Source organism: Pseudoalteromonas sp. MM1, from assembly GCF_030296835.1.
In the GTDB taxonomy this organism is placed as follows: domain Bacteria; phylum Pseudomonadota; class Gammaproteobacteria; order Enterobacterales; family Alteromonadaceae; genus Pseudoalteromonas.
In genome coordinates this window covers 763460-779789 of sequence record NZ_AP027922.1, presented here as the reverse complement: position 1 = coordinate 779789, position 16330 = coordinate 763460, and the positions used below count along the sequence as shown (strand labels likewise).

Annotated in this window: 20 protein-coding genes and 1 tRNA gene; 4 read left to right on the top strand and 17 right to left on the bottom strand. The window is 41.6% G+C overall.

What is annotated here, in order from left to right:
• The first annotated feature begins 273 nt into the window (after window positions 1–273).
• On the top strand, window positions 274–597 hold the full coding sequence (locus tag QUE46_RS03520) for a hypothetical protein (RefSeq protein ID WP_286246229.1): 324 nt from the start codon (window positions 274–276) through the stop codon (window positions 595–597).
• Here the strand turns inward: QUE46_RS03520 and QUE46_RS03515 are convergent.
• Window positions 557–1786 carry an HD-GYP domain-containing protein gene (locus QUE46_RS03515; RefSeq protein ID WP_286246228.1) on the bottom strand — a complete coding sequence of 410 codons (1230 nt, stop codon included), beginning with the start codon at window positions 1784–1786 and terminating at the stop codon, window positions 557–559. The genes QUE46_RS03520 and QUE46_RS03515 overlap by 41 nt on opposite strands.
• Window positions 1787–1935: 149 nt before the next feature.
• Window positions 1936–2010: transfer RNA gene (locus tag QUE46_RS03510), tRNA-Arg, on the bottom strand.
• Between the two features lie 234 nt (window positions 2011–2244).
• Here QUE46_RS03510 and QUE46_RS03505 point away from each other — a divergent pair.
• Window positions 2245–2427: a hypothetical protein gene (locus QUE46_RS03505; RefSeq protein ID WP_024031630.1), complete on the top strand. Its 183-nt coding sequence runs from the start codon at window positions 2245–2247 to the stop codon at window positions 2425–2427.
• On the opposite strand, the gene QUE46_RS03500 is transcribed toward QUE46_RS03505, so the two are convergent.
• From QUE46_RS03500 to QUE46_RS03490, 3 genes are read right to left on the bottom strand one after another with little or no spacing between them, the layout of a single operon-like run.
• Entirely contained in the window at window positions 2424–3230 is an 807-nt protein-coding gene (locus QUE46_RS03500; protein ID WP_286246227.1) for a phosphotransferase, read from the bottom strand. The two genes, QUE46_RS03505 and QUE46_RS03500, sit on opposite strands and share 4 nt — an antisense overlap.
• 3 nt (window positions 3231–3233) lie before the next feature.
• A complete protein-coding gene (gene pnuC / locus QUE46_RS03495; RefSeq protein WP_286246226.1) occupies window positions 3234–3851 on the bottom strand; it encodes a nicotinamide riboside transporter PnuC in 618 nt (205 codons plus the stop codon).
• A 41-nt stretch (window positions 3852–3892) separates the two neighbouring features.
• Window positions 3893–4144 carry a hypothetical protein gene (locus QUE46_RS03490; RefSeq protein ID WP_055015263.1) on the bottom strand — a complete coding sequence of 84 codons (252 nt, stop codon included), beginning with the start codon at window positions 4142–4144 and terminating at the stop codon, window positions 3893–3895.
• Between the two features lie 98 nt (window positions 4145–4242).
• On the opposite strand from QUE46_RS03490, the gene QUE46_RS03485 reads away from it, so the two are divergent.
• Entirely contained in the window at window positions 4243–4482 is a 240-nt protein-coding gene (locus QUE46_RS03485; RefSeq protein WP_004588463.1) for a DUF2960 domain-containing protein, read from the top strand.
• Window positions 4483–4496: 14 nt separating this feature from the next.
• On the opposite strand, the gene alr is transcribed toward QUE46_RS03485, so the two are convergent.
• From alr to rpsF, 9 genes are all read right to left on the bottom strand, one after another.
• Window positions 4497–5576, bottom strand: coding sequence for an alanine racemase (alr, locus tag QUE46_RS03480; protein WP_286246225.1), 1080 nt, complete (start codon window positions 5574–5576; stop codon window positions 4497–4499).
• Window positions 5576–6955, bottom strand: a complete 1380-nt coding sequence (dnaB, locus tag QUE46_RS03475; protein WP_004588461.1) for a replicative DNA helicase — start codon at window positions 6953–6955, stop codon at window positions 5576–5578. Before dnaB ends, alr begins: the two co-directional genes overlap by 1 nt.
• 113 nt (window positions 6956–7068) lie before the next feature.
• Entirely contained in the window at window positions 7069–8007 is a 939-nt protein-coding gene (locus QUE46_RS03470; RefSeq protein WP_286246224.1) for a DUF4097 family beta strand repeat-containing protein, read from the bottom strand.
• Between the two features lie 9 nt (window positions 8008–8016).
• Window positions 8017–8493: a hypothetical protein gene (locus tag QUE46_RS03465; protein ID WP_286246223.1), complete on the bottom strand. Its 477-nt coding sequence runs from the start codon at window positions 8491–8493 to the stop codon at window positions 8017–8019.
• A complete protein-coding gene (locus QUE46_RS03460; RefSeq protein WP_286246222.1) occupies window positions 8486–9034 on the bottom strand; it encodes an RNA polymerase sigma factor in 549 nt (182 codons plus the stop codon). Before QUE46_RS03460 ends, QUE46_RS03465 begins: the two co-directional genes overlap by 8 nt.
• Window positions 9035–9220: 186 nt before the next feature.
• Window positions 9221–9673 carry a 50S ribosomal protein L9 gene (gene rplI, locus QUE46_RS03455; RefSeq protein WP_089346781.1) on the bottom strand — a complete coding sequence of 151 codons (453 nt, stop codon included), beginning with the start codon at window positions 9671–9673 and terminating at the stop codon, window positions 9221–9223.
• Window positions 9674–9708: 35 nt separating this feature from the next.
• Window positions 9709–9936: a 30S ribosomal protein S18 gene (gene rpsR, locus QUE46_RS03450; protein WP_002962753.1), complete on the bottom strand. Its 228-nt coding sequence runs from the start codon at window positions 9934–9936 to the stop codon at window positions 9709–9711.
• Window positions 9937–9948: 12 nt separating this feature from the next.
• Window positions 9949–10266, bottom strand: coding sequence for a primosomal replication protein N (gene priB / locus QUE46_RS03445; protein WP_004588456.1), 318 nt, complete (start codon window positions 10264–10266; stop codon window positions 9949–9951).
• 43 nt (window positions 10267–10309) lie between these two features.
• The gene (rpsF, locus tag QUE46_RS03440) at window positions 10310–10651 is read right to left on the bottom strand and encodes a 30S ribosomal protein S6 (RefSeq protein ID WP_004588455.1); all 342 of its coding nucleotides are present in this window, start codon (window positions 10649–10651) and stop codon (window positions 10310–10312) included.
• A gap of 481 nt (window positions 10652–11132) precedes the next feature.
• Here rpsF and QUE46_RS03435 point away from each other — a divergent pair, with 481 nt between their 5' ends.
• Window positions 11133–12332, top strand: a complete 1200-nt coding sequence (locus QUE46_RS03435; RefSeq protein WP_286246221.1) for an alpha/beta hydrolase-fold protein — start codon at window positions 11133–11135, stop codon at window positions 12330–12332.
• Window positions 12333–12617: 285 nt separating this feature from the next.
• Here the strand turns inward: QUE46_RS03435 and QUE46_RS03430 are convergent, their stop codons facing one another.
• The 3 genes from QUE46_RS03430 to pepP are packed head-to-tail and all read right to left on the bottom strand — an operon-like array spanning window position 12618 to window position 16305.
• Complete coding sequence (locus QUE46_RS03430; protein ID WP_286246220.1) at window positions 12618–13784, bottom strand: FAD-dependent monooxygenase; 1167 nt, start codon at window positions 13782–13784, stop codon at window positions 12618–12620.
• Window positions 13781–14968, bottom strand: coding sequence for a 2-octaprenyl-6-methoxyphenyl hydroxylase (gene ubiH, locus QUE46_RS03425; RefSeq protein ID WP_286246219.1), 1188 nt, complete (start codon window positions 14966–14968; stop codon window positions 13781–13783). The genes QUE46_RS03430 and ubiH overlap by 4 nt, the downstream gene beginning before the upstream one ends.
• A gap of 14 nt (window positions 14969–14982) precedes the next feature.
• On the bottom strand, window positions 14983–16305 hold the full coding sequence (pepP, locus tag QUE46_RS03420) for a Xaa-Pro aminopeptidase (RefSeq protein WP_286246218.1): 1323 nt from the start codon (window positions 16303–16305) through the stop codon (window positions 14983–14985).
• Window positions 16306–16330: the final 25 nt, after the last annotated feature.

Genomic DNA, 16330 nt, shown 5'->3' with positions numbered 1-16330 from the left:
TTAACCAAACTGCTGTTTGGGTATCTATGTGTTGTTATTAGGATTTTAAACTTGGCTACACTACCTTAATTTTTTATAAAAAACTGTAACAAAGCGTCAAAAAACAGCAAAAAACACGTTTTTTAACGATGATTTAACAACTATTTAAAACTCATCGGATGAGAAATATGTTATTAGAGTTTATACTCTAATTGTAATTAATTATCATTTAGATTGACTTGTAATTAGCTGCATTTTAAACTCATTGCAAAATCACCAAGGAAGCTAAAAAGTGTGATCATTTTACTTATTATGGCGGGGCTGACTTTTTGCGGCGCCAGTGTGTTTTGTTTTTATAAAGCAAATTATTGTGCCTGCACTCAAGCTGGGCAATGTGATAACCCTGTAAATCATTATTGGCTGGGGGCTATGATCAATGCGCTGGTATCTTTAACTTTTTGTTGTTTTGCACTGCATGTCGAGCTGGGTACTTTGCTATGGCTTACGTTAATGGCTAGCTGCTTTTTAGGTGCTTATATTTCTGCTAGGCGCAAAAAACTTAAGCGTTGTAAAAATGCTAGTTCAACAAATGCTCTTTTAACAAACGAGCCAAATTAATTTGATAGTCAAGTGGCTTGATACTCGACACTATTTTAATACTTTGATCAGACTCATTTAAATCTAAGTCTTTAGGGGTAACGTGGTGCCCATGCTTAGCATTATAAAATAGCTTAACTTTAGGCTTGATAGGATTTAATTTGTTGCCTTCAAGTACTAGCGCTAATCGCTCATTGGTTAGTTTAACAATAGTGCCTACAGGGTGAACGCCTAAACATTTAATAAAGTGTTGCACCAGCTCTGCATCAAACAGCTCTTTATGGGCTAACAAATAACGCAGCGCATTTATGGGTTCATCCCCTTCTTGATGTGGCCTGTCGGCTGTTAACGCATCGTACACATCAACAATCGCCATAATGCGCGCTGGGCGGCTAAGCTTTTCAGCTGTAATACCACGCGGATAGCCTGAGCCATCTAAACGTTCATGATGGTTAACTATCATGTCGAGTATAAGCGGGGTTATGCCTTTTTCACCTTTAACCAAGCCTAAACCTTGAGCCACATGGCGCTTAATAATATCCATTTCGCTGCCTGTGAGTTTACTTGGCCTAGAAATAATCCCCTGCGGGAGTTTAGCTTGACCTAAATCGTGAAGTAACGCGCCCATAGCAAGCTGCTGTACGGCTTCTTCTTTGTACCCTAAATACTTAGCAAACACAGCAGTGAAAATAGCGCAGTTAACCATATGGCGCCAATTGTAACTATGTTTGTCTTTTACGCGAGTTAAAATGGTCATTGCGCTGGTATTTCTAAATACCGAACTGACTATATCGTTAGCCATTTCATCAATCACCTTTAAATTAACCGACAACCCTGTGGTTACATCGCCATACAAAGCTTGCAGTTTACGATTGTGCTGCTCAAAACTAATGCTAGCTTTAGCAAATTCTTGTTCAAGGGTAATTGCAGGTTTTACCGCGGGGGGCTTTGTTTTACTACTTGAAGTTATGGGCTTTTGTGATGCTGTACTCTTCTTAGGTTTGTACTTATCGGGTATGGCGGCATCGCCCTTGGTAAAGTCGATAAGCAGCTCTAAAACGCCTTCGGTTACTAAGCGTTTTATAATTGCTTGGTTTCGCACTAAGCCACTGGTTTTTATTTTTATACTGTTGAGCCCTTCATGCTGTTTGGTAACACTGTCAACAAACATACCTGGGGTGAGCTCTGAAATGGGTAACGCGATGAGCATAGCAGAAGCGTTTTCTACAATTAAATATGCCTATTAAATAGCATTATTTAACCCTAAAAGTCTACTTTTTGAGTTGCAAGCAATACTATATAACTATAAAGGATGAGTAAATGAGGTTATCGGTAGACAGGTACACACATAAAAGCAAATGGCGCTCTTGCTAGGAATCGAACCTAGAACTTAGCCTCCGGAGGGCCACGTGATATCCATTTCACCACAAGAGCACATTTGTTGCTAAAACACTAACTCGCGATATCAATGTTTTAGCACTGGCAATAATAAAGAGATCTTTAAATAAATACCAGCATCATTGAGTTATATGCCTATAAATCAAACTGTTTTTGATAAAACACTTCACAACTTGCCAAAAACAAGCTATTTATTGGTATTCGATAAAAAAATAGTAACCGTTTGGCAACATATTCTAAATGCTTACGGATTATATAGAGGATGTAATTATGAGTTTAATGTCGACTGAGCAAGTGGCTGAGTTTTTAGGTGTAAAAGCCGAGCGGGTAAAACGCCTTGCTCGTGAGAGCTTGCTTATTGCCAAGTCTGAAGATGAAAACGGTGAACCCCAATTTGATGCTGACGAAGTAGCAAAGTACAAAGAGCTTGCTGCGCGTTTTGGCGGGCTTTAAGCTTTTATCTCGCTTAATAACTTATTTAGCTGCGCGCGTAATGTGCTTGCCTTATTATTTATGTCGCGCTGCTCATACCACCCTATACACAACACCAAAAACACCACTTTAAAGTAACGTAGCTTGTCATAAGAGCAATAAAACTCAGTGGGTACTGCTTGCTGGGTGCTATATTGCTCAAGCAAAGTCTGCTCTGCGTGCGCATTTAGCTCTAAGCTGACCGCAAGTGCTGCTAAATCAAAATATACGTCGTTTGTTTGCGCATATTCAAAGTCAATCAAATACATGCCACTTGTATTTACTATTAGGTTATCTTTAACTAAATCGTTATGACAAAAGCCACTGTTGTAGGGCATGTCACTGATGGCGTTTTGCGTATCCTTAATTACGCGGCTGTGCTGTTGATATATGTCGCTATTAGCGTAATACACAAGCTCTTTTGCAATATCCATAGGCTGTGTAGCTAGCGGATAACTATGAACGCGTGCCAATTTTTCAACCAAGTCGATGCTGTAGGTATTAGTAGCAATATCACCACAAATATAGCGAAATGCAGCTCGTCTGTTGTTCTTATCGAGCCAAATGGGTTTAGGGCAAACGTTATGCTGGCTAAGTGCAGTTTGGGCCTGTAGCCCTATTTTAGGCCAATGCGATTTGTAGCATTTCAATAAGTAGTCTTGCTGTGCGGTTTTTATGAGGTAATTGTCGTTACTTAAACCATTCACTAATTTAGTGGTTTGTAGCACCTGCTCAGGTGCCACAAACTTACTACATAACGCGGCAATATGTGGATTACGGTGCATACGTTATAATTGCGCTAATGGCTTAGCTTGGCTTTGCTCGTACTCTTCGTACCAGGTTTTAAATCCCCACGCGGCCATAATAGTGTAGAAAATAAATAGCGCGAGCGTTGGGTAATAGCCTTTTTCGTAATATAAATACATAGAGGCTGCATCAATAACAATCCAATATAGCCAGTTTTCGAGTACCTTTTTAGCAACCAAATACGTAGTTACCACCGCAAAACAGGTTGTAAAGCTATCTAGGTAGGCAAAATCGGCATGGGTGTAGTTTTGCATTACATAGCCAATAATAATGGCCGCTAAGCTCGTTGCACCTATAAGAATGGCGTGGCGTTGTGTAGACCATGAGGTAATACTAATATTGTCTGCTTTGCCTTTGCGCCATACCATCCAGCCAAATACAGCCATATACATGTAATAAAAATTGAGTAGCGACTCCATAAGTAGCGCGCCATTCCAGTACATTATGGTGTAAATAAGCGTGCTAAAAAAAGCGGCAGGCCAGCACCATAGGCTCTCTTTTATTGCCAGTAATAAATAAACAATAGACAACCCTACCGCAATATATTCCCAATGCGACATTGCTGTAAAACCACTTAAGGTTTGTGTTAAAAAATCCATGTGTGCGGTTACCGTTTTTAATACACGTTAAATAAAGGCGATTACGCTGGAGATAAATCGCCAGATAAAAACTTACAAACAAAAATAGCCTTACCAAACTCTTCGTACGAGCGTTTAATCTCGGTGTTTAGCACTTGCATTACTAAATCGTAATCGCCAAAAATTTGCGTAGAAAGCGTATTGGTGATCACTTTTAAGTTGTCGTATTCGTTTAAGCGGTCAATAAAACCTTTTATAAACGGGATGTAATCTTGATGAAGTGGGTATTTACTGATCTCTACTGATAATTTCATTTTAAACTCTACTTTTAATTATTTGATTTCAACAAATCGTTCAATGCCAGTTCAATACAGTGTAAAATTACACTCACACTCAATTAGCTGAGCTTATTATGGCACGCAGAATAACCTATACATTTAAAAACCAACCGCGCGAAATTAACTTCGCAAAAGACAAATACCACGACATGTATCAAGCTATTGCCGCTGCCGAAGGTATTGATTTAACTAACTACTTAAACATGGTACGCCAAATAGAAATGACCTCAAAAGGCTCTTCTGCTGTCCGTAACTTTCGTGACCAAGAATTTGCCCGTATGGGCTTTAGTGACATTTACTTTATTAAAGAATAAATATCACTTATTAACTATCGCTGGTACTCGTAACTTACGCGCGGTGTAATATTACATAGCAATTCGTAAGGGATAGTATCGGCGCAGTGGGCTATTTCTTCAACCGGCAGCTCCGGCCCCCACATGGTAACGCTGTCGCCTACTTTAACATTGTGCTCGTTTGCGCCTATATCAATGCTTATCATATCCATAGATACACTTCCTACAATACCGTAACGCTGCCCAGCAATCATAACTGGTGTGCCTTCTTTGGCATGACGCGGATAGCCATCGCCATAACCCATAGCCACTACGGCTAATTTGGTCGGTTTATCACTTTGCCAACGGCCTCCATACCCTACTCGCTCATGTGCGGCAACATCACGCACTGCAATCACCTTTGTGGTTAAACGCATGACGGGTTTTAAATTGTGCTGCTGCCCAGTACTGTTTGCCATTGGCGACACCCCATAAAGCATAAGCCCAGGACGTATCCAATCACCATGCCCTGCTGGCCAAGCTATAATACCGGCCGAATTTGATAAGCAATGCGCTTGGTCTATCCCCTTTACAAGCGAATCAAATAAGCTAATTTGCTGAGCCGTTTTAGCATTATGTGTATCATCGGCACACGAAAAATGAGTCATTAAATTAATGGTACTTTTAGCATTGGGTGTGCGCTGTAAGCGGCTATAAAATTCTTCAAACTGCTCAGGTGCTATACCTAATCGGTGCATACCGGTGTTTATTTTTAGCCAGCAAGTAATTGGCGCATCTAAGGTGGCACTTTCTATTGCTGCAAGCTGGTTTTCGTCGTGCACAATAGTTTGAAAATTATTAGCCAATAAAATAGGCAAGTCGGCTTTATTAAAAAACCCTTCAAGCAGCACTATTGGTTTTGTTAAGCCACCGGCGCGCAGTGCGAGGGCTTCATCAATTCGGGCAACTGCAAAAGCATCAGCACTATTTAAGTGCTGGGCAATTTTCACTAAACCATGCCCATATGCATTGGCTTTTAATACCGCCATTATTTTGCTACTTGGCGCAAAATGTTTTACTTGCGATAAGTTATGCGCAAGGGCGGTTAAGTTAATTTCGGCTGTGGCTAAGCGCATTAGTATTCATCATCAACTGCTGGCCCCGCGTAATTATCAAAGCGAGAAAATTGCCCTTGGAAGGTTAAGCGCACTTTACCAATAGGACCATTACGCTGTTTACCTATGATAATTTCGGCGATGCCTTTTTCAGTACTGTCTTCGTTGTATACCTCATCGCGGTATATAAACATGATTAAATCGGCATCTTGCTCTATCGAGCCCGACTCACGTAAATCAGAGTTTATTGGGCGCTTATCAGCACGTTGCTCTAGGGTACGGTTTAGCTGCGAAAGCGCTATAACCGGGCACTGTAATTCTTTTGCGAGCGCTTTTAATGAACGCGATATTTCGGCAATCTCTAAGGTACGGTTGTCAGATAGGCTAGGTACGCGCATTAACTGCAGGTAATCGACCATGATCATACTAATACCACCGTGGTCGCGCGCTATTCGCCTTGCACGTGAACGTACATCGGTAGGGGTTAGCCCTGATGCATCATCAACATACATTTTGCCTTTTTCCATCAACAACCCCATGGTTGATGAAAGGCGTGCCCAATCGTCATCATCTAACTGGCCGGTACGTACCTTAGTTTGGTTAATACGACCAAGTGACGCGAGCATCCTCATCATAATTTGTTCTGAGGGCATTTCTAGTGAGTAAATAAGCACAGGCTTGTCTTGCGTCATTGCGGCGTGCTCTGCAAGGTTCATCGCAAAGGTGGTTTTACCCATTGAAGGACGTGCTGCAACAATAATTAAATCAGAAGGCTGCATACCTGCTGTCATTTTATCTAAATCAGCATAGCCGGTACTTACACCGGTTACACCGTCTTGCGGCGACTGGTATAGCTCTTCGATTTTATCGACGGTTTTTTCAAGAATGTTATGAATGCTTTGCGGGCCTTCAGTACTTTTTGTACGTTGCTCAGCAATTTTAAATACTTTACTCTCGGCAAAATCTAATAAGTCGTGGCTGGTGCGCCCTTCTGGGTTAAAACCGGCTTCGGCTATTTCGTTAGCTACGCCAATCATTTCGCGTACTACCGCGCGCTCACGCACAATATTAGCGTATGCATCAATATTCGCAGCACTTGGGGTGTTTTTAGCTATCTCGGCCAAATACGCAAAACCACCAATACCTGCTAGTTGGTTATTTTTTTCAAGGCTTTCTGAAATTGTAATTAAATCTATCGGATCGCCCACTTCAGCAAGTGCGGTCATGGCTTCAAAAATAAGCTTATGGGTGCGGGTATAAAAGTCCTGCGCAACAACCAGCTCTGCTACGCGGTCAAACGCTTGGTTATCAAGCATTAAGCCACCTAAAACAGATTGTTCAGCTTCTATTGAATGGGGAGGGACTTTAAGGGTATCGACTTGCTTATCTGGTTTGGCCATAACTTCACAGTACTAAAATTGAATGGCTCTATTCTATCGACTTGGCGGGGCTGTGCAAATAGCAAAGCAGGAAATCTTTTCCTGCTTTTTGTAATCATTAACGGTATTAAGCGTTATTTAGTTCGCAGCTCAATGCGCCCGCTTATGGTATCCATTTCAACACTTGCGCTGCCACCATTGGCACTAAACTCTAAATCGCTTGCGGGACCATATTTAGCTTTAGTTACTTTATCGCTGGTAATTTTATTAATAATTTTACCATTTGCATGGGCTTTAATTTCAAACTGGGCAGATACGTTTTGCGGAAAATAAAAATCAGCATCGCCACTTACCGACTCATAGCGTACATCAGCGCCTTTCAACAGCTCACTAATACGTATTTCAGCTTCACCGTTTACGGTGTTAATTCGCAAGCTTTTAATGCTCGATAATGTAAAACCAATATCACCATTTACGTTTTCTAATCGCACATCGTTTGCGGTTGTGCTTGATTTGATATCGCCATTTACAGCGCTAAAACGTAACTCTCCGCTTGATTGCTTATCGTTTATTTCACCGTTTACGGTTTCAAATTGAATATTACCGCTTAAGTTTTGTGCATTTACATCGCCATTTACGGTGCTCAATTTAACAGTGCCGCTAATATCATCTACCGTAATTTCACCGTTAACTACATCAACCTCAGCGCCTTTTTTTAGTGCTTTTGCAGTCACCGACACATTTACGCCGGCAAACTCTAAATGACTGCTTTTTGGCATAAATACAGTTAAGTTAGAGCCATCTCCATTGTTGCCCCACCCCAAATTACGTGGCATTTTTACTATAAACTCGGTTTTATCGCCCGTGGTTTTTAGCTCAAACCCTTGTGCTTTATCATCAAGCTCGCCTGATACTTTAAATTCGTTTTTATCCCAGCCAGTTATGTTTACATCGCCACGTTGGTTTTCAATAAAAATAGTGCCGCCGCTTGGCACCTCTATTTGCTTATCTATTTTTTCACCCGCTAAAACGCTTAGTGGTAATAGGCTTAGCCCAAGTAAAATTGCTTTCATGTTATTCCCCTATATTTGCTGCCAACGCGGTGCATGCACCTTGTTAATTAAGTCGAGTTGTTGCTGATAAACCTGTGCCAACATAGTCAGTAACGCCTGATTTTGTGGCTCGTTTTCAAGTGCTTGTTTAATTGCTTGTTCAGCTTCTTCAAGCTCTTCTAGCTGTGCTTGCCAGTTATTGGTTAGTGCATGTTGGTTTTTGTACTGCACTAATAAACTTTGCTTTTGCGCTTTAAAGTAATCGCTCATAGCCACCACTTGGCTTGGCTCGTTATTTTTTATAAACATATTTATTGCTAATAACGCCGCTACACTACACGCAGCAATAGCACTTAACTTAGGCCATAATGGCGTTTTATTTGCCGTTGGTTTGCCTGCAACTATGGCGTGCTCTACCCCCGCCCATAGCGATTTATTAGGTGTTATGTCTTTATTTAAGTTATTTAAAGACTTGTTTAAGTAGTCATCAAAATTTTGTTTACTCATACTCGTACCACTCTTGTAATAACTGCCTTGCTCTATGGTATTGGGACTTACTTGACCCCACAGCCATACCTAATTGCTTGGCTATTTCTTCGTGGCGGTAGCCTTCAATGGCATATAAAACAAACACCATACGGGCACGCTCTGGCAAACGAACTATTAGTTTATCGAGCCCATTGAGGCCCTTACAGCTTTGTGCGCTTTGCTCATCCATACCGCTTTGCTCTATGCTCACTACTTTGTTTAACCAGCTTTTGTGCTTGCGTACATAACTAATCGCAATGTTGCTTGCTACGCTATGTAACCAAGTAGAGAATTGTGAGCGGCCGTCAAACTGCGCTATTTTATGCCACACCTGCACAAACACTTCTTGGGCGGCATCTTCAGCGTGCGCTTCATCGGCCAGTAAGCGCAAACATAAACCGTATACACGCTTTATATGCAGCTCATAGAGCGCTTTGTATGCACTTTGGTCGCCCGACTTAACCTGCTCAATTAATGCAGCTTCGCACATGGGTGCGTTTTCGGGTTTAACGTGTAACATCCGTGACGTCGCCTTTTAGTTATTTTTATGTTTTTAGTTTATTGATAAGTAAGACGCAAAGACAGGCAAAAAAGGTTTAAACAAAGAATAAAAATAGTGAAATAATTTTATAAAGAAGTATTAGAGAAGAATTTTAGATACAAAAAAGCCGCGCTAAAAGCACGGCTTTTTGGGCTTAATTAAAAATTAAGCTTCAGCAATAACGATTACTTTAATAGTAGCTGTTACGTCTGAGTGTACTGCGATTGCAACGTCAAATTCGCCAGTCTCACGGATAGTACCTAGAGGTAAACGAACTTCTGATTTAGCAACTTCAACACCAACAGCTGAGATAGCGTCAGCGATGTCACGAGTACCGATTGAACCGAATAGCTTACCTTCGTCACCAGCTTTAGATACTAAAGTAACTTCTGCTAATGCTTCTAGTTTGTCAGCGCGTGCTTGTGCTGCAGTTAACTGTTCAGCGATTTTCGCTTCTAAGTCTGCGCGACGAGCATCAAACGTTTCAATGTTTGCTTTAGTTGCAGGAACTGCCTTACCTTGCGGGAAAAGGAAGTTACGTGCGAAGCCAGATTTAACAACAACCTGGTCACCTAGGCCACCTAGGTTAGCGATCTTATCTAGTAGAATAACTTGCATGTTTCTACACCTTTTAAAAACTGTTAATCCGCTGCTTACTTATGTAAGTCAGTGTATGGAAGAAGGGCTAAGTAGCGAGCACGCTTAATAGCAGTTGCTAGCTGGCGCTGGTATTTAGCGCTAGTACCTGTAATACGGCTAGGTACGATTTTGCCACTTTCTGTAACATAGTTTCTAAGAGTAGCTAGATCTTTGTAATCGATTTGTTGTACGCCTTCCGCTTTAAAGCGGCAGAACTTACGACGTCTGAAATAACGTGCCATGAGATTAATTCCTCAAATAATTCTTTCTATATGCTGAGCATGCAAAACCAATTGGCTAAGGCCGTTACGACCTTCGTGGCGATTTAAAAAACCACTCACTTGCAATGCCTGCCCAACGTGCAAATGTTGAGTCTGTTGTTGCATTTGCTTACCACTGGCAACAACCTGAAGCCTAACGTAACTATTACGGTTAAGATCTGCTTCGGTTTGCATCGATTTATGTTCTACAACAAAAATACAATGCGGTATGCCTGCAGGGCTTTGGCTAAACTTGGGTGTTTTACAAACAACCCCCGATATAACCAGCTGATTCATATATGGGCTAACCATTACACTAACTGCTGACTACGTGCCATGCTAGGACTCAAAACAATTAAGCAGCTGGTGCTTCTTTCTTCTCTTCTCTTGCAAGAGGAGACGCTTCAGTTACTGCATTTTTAGTACGCATAACTAAGTTACGAAGCACTGCATCGTTGTAGCGGAAAGTAGTTTCTAGCTCGCTGATTACTTCAGTAGGTGCTTCAACGTTCATAAGAACATAATGAGCTTTGTGAAGCTTGTTGATTGGGTAAGCCAGTTGACGACGGCCCCAGTCTTCAAGACGGTGGATAGTACCACCCGCTTCAGTGATAGAACCAGTATAACGTTCGATCATACCAGATACTTGCTCACTCTGATCAGGGTGAACCATGAATACGATTTCGTAATGACGCATGGATATTCCTTACGGTTAATAGAGCCTTCTACCGTTTCGGCCGGTCGGTTTAAGGCAAGGAATTAATAGTGTAAAAGCCGAAATGAGCGCGCATTTTACGCTTAGATGGATAATTAAGCAAGCAGGTTTTTTTAAGCTTTAATAAATCAGCTATCAGCTATCAGCTATCAGCTATCAGCTATCAGCTATCAGCTATCAGCTATCAGCTATCAGCTATCAGCTATCAGCTATCAGCTATCAGCTATCAGCTATCAGCTATCAGCTATCAGCTATCAGGGTGATATTAGTATGCGTCCGCTTTATATCAACAAGCAGAATTACGATAAATACATTGGGTTTGCGTGTAGATACGCAAAGCTTGCTTGCGTAAAAAGCGCAGCTTTTAATTACTTACCCCTCCATTTGCGCCTAAAATATAAACATTTACTCAAACCTAAAGCCGTGCAATTATTGAGCAACACATTATTTAATAAGGATATTTATGAAGCTCCTACTACCGCTTGTATTTGCACTTACTTTTAGTACCTCTTTTTTAAGCCACGCAGACACCGCTACAACCGATATAACCGTTGGTAAAAAAGTCATTCTACAATCAAAAATACTTAATGAAGATAGGCCCATCAGAATTTTCATACCTGACACTGTAAAAGACGATCAACCGCTTTATGTTATTTATTTACTTGATGGTGTTGAGCACTTTCATACAGCATCTGGCGTTATAAAATCCCTTGTTGATTACGAGCAGATACCTAATGCCATGCTTGTTGGTGTGGATACAACTAACCGTGTTCGTGATTATTTACCTAAAGTACAAGGTGAGCCAAAAACTGAGTTTCAAACCTTTGTAAAAAATAAGTGGCCTGACGCTGGGCAAACCGACAATTTTTTAAATTTTGTGTCTGACGAACTCATGCCATACATAAACTCTAACTACTCAACTAACGGCTACACTACATTAATTGGTCACTCTAATGCGGGTACATTGGCGCTTTATACTTTAGTTAATCAGCCGGAATTATTTAACAACTACATAGCTATTAGCCCAAATAGTTGGTGGAGTGACGAAGAGTTAAAAAATAATATTATTAAATACACTAAAAACCCTAAAGGCGCTCAAGAGTTATTTATTAGTGTAGCAAGTGAAGGGTCACGTTTTTATACCGGTGTATTAAATACGTTAGTAAATTTAGAACAACAAATGCCTACGCAGCTAAAATGGGAATATAAGCATTACCCTACATTTACTCATATGGGCACCATACTACCAGCCCTCAGCGATAGCCTAATTAACCTATTTAGCGACCTAATATTTAAAGTGACTGACGAGCACGGAAAATTTGCTGATGTATCGCTTATTACCGGTTACTACCAAGCACTGAGTGATAAGTACGGTTTTGAGCTTAAAATTCCACAAGATGTGTACGTAGAATTTGCTCATCGACAGCAAAAATTTGGTAACACTAAAAAAGCGATAACTACGCTTAAACACTTTACGCGTGATTACCCTAATGCTGCTTACTCCCACATGCGGTTATCGCAAGGCTACACGGCCGATAAACAGTTTAAAGAGGCTGTTACTAGCATGAAACACGCATTAGAACTTGCTAAACAAAACTCCAGAGATCCACTGTTAATTGATGCACTACAAGATATGGTGAAAGAAGCTCAAGCAAATTTATAATTGATTTAGCGCTAAGCGCTTTTTAACTAACTATAACTACGAGCTACGCTCGTCGCGTCAGCAAGCTAAACGCCTACAGTTAAAGTAAGCTCAGTGTTAAACTTGGCATGTAGACGCTAAGCTTACTTGCGGAAAAAACGTTGCTTTTAATCTGTTTAAAGCCACTTAAAAACAAAAAACCGATGTTTAAATTAAATATCGGTTTTTCTTTGCTGAAAGCTGATAGCTAAAAACTAACCACTTTACTTTATCTGTTGGGTTTCGCTTCGCTCTTCCCAACCTACGTTATTTGCCTATCGCTTCTTTTGCGAACAGGTGCTTTATTGGGCCTAGATTATCAACGAGTGACAGCCCTACTCCACGGATAAGTTTTTTAACCGGATTTGCACCTTCAAATAAGTCTTTTAACCCTTGCATCATGGCTATGTGCTTTTGCGCGTCAAGCTTGCGGGTGCGCTCGTAATCGCGAAGCGTACGGGTACTCGCAAACTCTTTACTATCCCGTGTTAAAAGCTCAATTAGATACGCGGCGTCTTTTAGGCCTAGATTCATACCGAGCCCTGCCAATGGATGAATGGTGTGTGCTGCATCGCCCATTAATACTACTTTGCCGCTTACCCATTGCTGGGCGTAGCGCATTTTAAGTGAAAATGCTGCGCGTTTACTTTGCACTTCACACAGCCCGCATTGGCCATCTATGGCTGCCATTACGGCTTTATTAAAAGTAGTGTCGTCCATTGCTAGCAATTCATCGCAATGGTTAGGGCTGGTAGACCACACAATAGAATGGGTATTGGCATCGCTAAGTGGTAAAAATGCTAGTGGCCCTGTTGGTAAAAACACTTGGCGCGCAGTGTTTGTATGTGGCTCTTTGGTTTTTACTGTAGCAACGAGTGCATGGTGATCGTAATCTTTAAAGCTGAGCGCCATATTAAATTGTTTACGAATAGCCGAATTTGCGCCATCGGCCGCCACCAGCAGTTTAGCAATAATAGGCTCACCACTTTTAAGGGTTACAAATACGTCGGACTCACTTTGGTGTATTTGTTGATACTGCGTATCAAACATGAGTGTGGCACTTGGCTGTTGCGCTAGCTCTTTTATAAGTGCAAAACGAATTATATCGTTCTCTACTATATGGCCTAAGTGTTCAAGCTCAAGTTGCTCGTTATTAAAGGCTATTTTACCAAAGCTGTCGGCATCGCGTACGTCCATATGCGTATAGGCACACGCTCGCTCTGCCATTATGTGTGGCCACACGTTTAATTGCTCAAACAAAGTTTGGCTTGCTATGCTCAACGCACTTACGCGTAATCCGTACTCATCACTTGGCGGTAATTGCTTAGGCGCAGCATCTAACACCACAACACTTACATTGGCTTTAGCGAGTCCTAACGCGAGGGTTAACCCTACGCAGCCGCCACCCACTATACAAACCTGTGCTTGCTTCATAAACGTGTACCTTGTTTAACTTGCCCCATTAGCTGCTTTGCCAACGGTGCTTTTAATGCAGGAAATAAATCCATTGAGAAAAGCCCAATGCTGCGCCCAAATGCTAAAACCCGTGACGAGTTTGAAAAAAGCCTAACCAGTGCATCAGTTAATGTCATTACAGTCTTTATATCGCTACTGCGTTTTTGTGAATACTCACGGGTAAACGCATAACTGCCTAACTCGTTTTTACTTGTTGCAATTAGATTACTAAGTACTTGTACATCACGCAGGCCTAAATTAAAGCCCTGTCCTGCAATGGGGTGAATAGCATGAGCAGCGTTACCAATTACTACCGTGCGATGCGCCGTTAATGATTCTGCTTGGCCATAAACAAGCGGGTAGCTTGTGCGTGTGCCCACTTTTGTAAATTGCCCTGCTCGGTAACCAAATGCACTTTGTAGTGCGTTTAAAAAATCGCTTTCATTTAGGGCGGTATACTGCTCAACTTGCTGCTGTGTCATGCACCACACCAATGAGTAACGACTATTGCTCATTGGTAAAAGCGCCATAGGCCCGTGCTCAGTAAAACGCTCATAAGCATGATTGTTATGCCCGCCTGCTACTTCAACATTGGCAATTATAGCGCCTTGCTCGTAGGGCTGAGTATTAAAACCTAAACCAAGTAAGTTACGGGTTGGAGATTGTGCGCCATCGGCAATAACAAGTAGCTTAGTATTTAATTGCTCGCCGCTTTGTAAAGTAAGCTCATTACTGTTTAGGCTTTGCTTAATAGCGCTTACGCTATCGGGGCAATAAAGTGTGATGCTTACTTGCGTTAAGCGCTGGTAAAGCGCTCGGCCAAATGGGTTTACCTCAACGACGTAACCTAATGAGGGCTTAGCAAAGTCGTCGCAATTAATATGCGCTTTACCAAAGTGACCCCGATCTGACACGCTGACTTTTTTTATAGCTGCTGTGTATGGCGCACTTTGCTCAAATAAGTGTAACTGCTGTAAATACTCAACCGATTGCTGTGCAAGGGCAATACTTCTGTCGTCAAAACTTGGGTGGTAATCGTCTGTTACTTGGTTTGCTTCTACTACCGCAATAGTCAGTGATGGATTTGTTTTAGCAATGCTTAGCGCGCAACTCGCCCCTGCAAGCCCGCCTCCAATAACTACAACGTCAAACTGCTTAGCCACTTTACTCTCCAAGCTTATGCGTTTTTTGCACTTTGCATAAGTGCTTCTATATCGTTTATGGTTTTAGGCACACTAAGAGTGAGATTTTCATGCCCTGACTCAGTAATAAGTAAATTATCTTCGATACGAATACCAATGCCTTTATATTGCTGTGGTGCGTTTGAGTCTTCACTAATGTAAAGCCCTGGCTCTATGGTTAAAACCATGCCTGGCTCAAATGCACGCTCAACGTTATTTTGTTTGTAATCACCTACATCGTGAACATCAAGGCCTAACCAGTGGCCAAGGCCATGCATGTAGTATTCTTTACAAGCACCTTTTGCCATTAGCTCATCAAAGTCGCCAGTTAAAATACCTAAATCAAGTAACCCTTGGGTCATCACTTGCATTGCACGCTTATTGGCGTGCGACATAAACCCGCCGGGTTTAATTTCTTCAAAAGCCACTTCTTGTGCTTTAAGTACAATGTTATAAAGCGCGGCTTGCGCCTCGTTAAACTTGCCATTTACCGGAAAAGTGCGAGTTATATCGGCAGCGTAACCTTGTAACTCACAACCTGAATCAATTAATACTAGGTCGCCATCTTTTAACACATCGCTATTTTGCGTGTAATGCAAAATATTAGCGTTATCGCCACTGCCAACAATAGTACCGTATGCTGGGTGGCGGGCACCATGCATTGCATAATGATGATGCAGCTCTGCCTCTAGCTGAAACTCAGTAGCACCGGGGTGGGAATAACGCATTGCGCGCATGTGCCCGCGAGCACTTAGCTCGCAACCTTCACGCATAATGTTTACTTCGCTTGGCGATTTAAACAAACGCATTTCATGAATCAAGCCACGTATCTCTTTTATGGTACTTGGTGCTTTTAGGCCTTTTCTCGAGCCACTTCTAAGTGTACTTAACAAGGTAAATACTTTGCTATCAAAGCTTGGGTAAGCGCCTTGTGCATAAAATAAAATCTGCTGACCGTTAACCAAATCTAATAATTGTTCAGTTAGCTCACTTAATGCGTAAGTTTCGTCGAATAAGTACTCACTTTTAGCTTTTTCGAAGCCAATTCTACGGCCATGCCAAATTTCGGCTTGCTTATCTTTATCAAGGCAAAATAAGGTACTGGGTGTATCACTGTTATTACACAACACTAAAACAGCATCGGGTTCGTTAAAGCCGGTTAAGTAAAAAAAGTCGCTGTCTTGTCTAAAGGCATATTCGGTGTCGCGGCTGCGAGTAACTTCACTGGCAGCAGGAATGATGGCCACACTGTTTGCATCCATTTGTGCAAGTAAGCGCTCACGGCGAGCTTTAAATTCTGACTTTTGTATTTCAACCATGCTTTAACAACCCGTTATATTTTAA

What these genes read in the sequence shown, in the direction of transcription:
- QUE46_RS03515 (WP_286246228.1), bottom strand. Translation starts at nt 1,786, where the DNA reads ATGCTCATCGCGTTACCCATTTCAGAGCTCACCCCAGGTATGTTTGTT.
- QUE46_RS03505 (WP_024031630.1), top strand. Translation starts at nt 2,245, where the DNA reads ATGAGTTTAATGTCGACTGAGCAAGTGGCTGAGTTTTTAGGTGTAAAA.
- QUE46_RS03500 (WP_286246227.1), bottom strand. Translation starts at nt 3,230, where the DNA reads ATGCACCGTAATCCACATATTGCCGCGTTATGTAGTAAGTTTGTGGCA.
- pnuC (WP_286246226.1), bottom strand. Translation starts at nt 3,851, where the DNA reads ATGGATTTTTTAACACAAACCTTAAGTGGTTTTACAGCAATGTCGCAT.
- QUE46_RS03490 (WP_055015263.1), bottom strand. Translation starts at nt 4,144, where the DNA reads ATGAAATTATCAGTAGAGATCAGTAAATACCCACTTCATCAAGATTAC.
- QUE46_RS03485 (WP_004588463.1), top strand. Translation starts at nt 4,243, where the DNA reads ATGGCACGCAGAATAACCTATACATTTAAAAACCAACCGCGCGAAATT.
- alr (WP_286246225.1), bottom strand. Translation starts at nt 5,576, where the DNA reads ATGCGCTTAGCCACAGCCGAAATTAACTTAACCGCCCTTGCGCATAAC.
- dnaB (WP_004588461.1), bottom strand. Translation starts at nt 6,955, where the DNA reads ATGGCCAAACCAGATAAGCAAGTCGATACCCTTAAAGTCCCTCCCCAT.
- QUE46_RS03470 (WP_286246224.1), bottom strand. Translation starts at nt 8,007, where the DNA reads ATGAAAGCAATTTTACTTGGGCTAAGCCTATTACCACTAAGCGTTTTA.
- QUE46_RS03465 (WP_286246223.1), bottom strand. Translation starts at nt 8,493, where the DNA reads ATGAGTAAACAAAATTTTGATGACTACTTAAACAAGTCTTTAAATAAC.
- QUE46_RS03460 (WP_286246222.1), bottom strand. Translation starts at nt 9,034, where the DNA reads ATGTTACACGTTAAACCCGAAAACGCACCCATGTGCGAAGCTGCATTA.
- rplI (WP_089346781.1), bottom strand. Translation starts at nt 9,673, where the DNA reads ATGCAAGTTATTCTACTAGATAAGATCGCTAACCTAGGTGGCCTAGGT.
- rpsR (WP_002962753.1), bottom strand. Translation starts at nt 9,936, where the DNA reads ATGGCACGTTATTTCAGACGTCGTAAGTTCTGCCGCTTTAAAGCGGAA.
- priB (WP_004588456.1), bottom strand. Translation starts at nt 10,266, where the DNA reads ATGGTTAGCCCATATATGAATCAGCTGGTTATATCGGGGGTTGTTTGT.
- rpsF (WP_004588455.1), bottom strand. Translation starts at nt 10,651, where the DNA reads ATGCGTCATTACGAAATCGTATTCATGGTTCACCCTGATCAGAGTGAG.
- QUE46_RS03435 (WP_286246221.1), top strand. Translation starts at nt 11,133, where the DNA reads ATGAAGCTCCTACTACCGCTTGTATTTGCACTTACTTTTAGTACCTCT.
- QUE46_RS03430 (WP_286246220.1), bottom strand. Translation starts at nt 13,784, where the DNA reads ATGAAGCAAGCACAGGTTTGTATAGTGGGTGGCGGCTGCGTAGGGTTA.
- pepP (WP_286246218.1), bottom strand. Translation starts at nt 16,305, where the DNA reads ATGGTTGAAATACAAAAGTCAGAATTTAAAGCTCGCCGTGAGCGCTTA.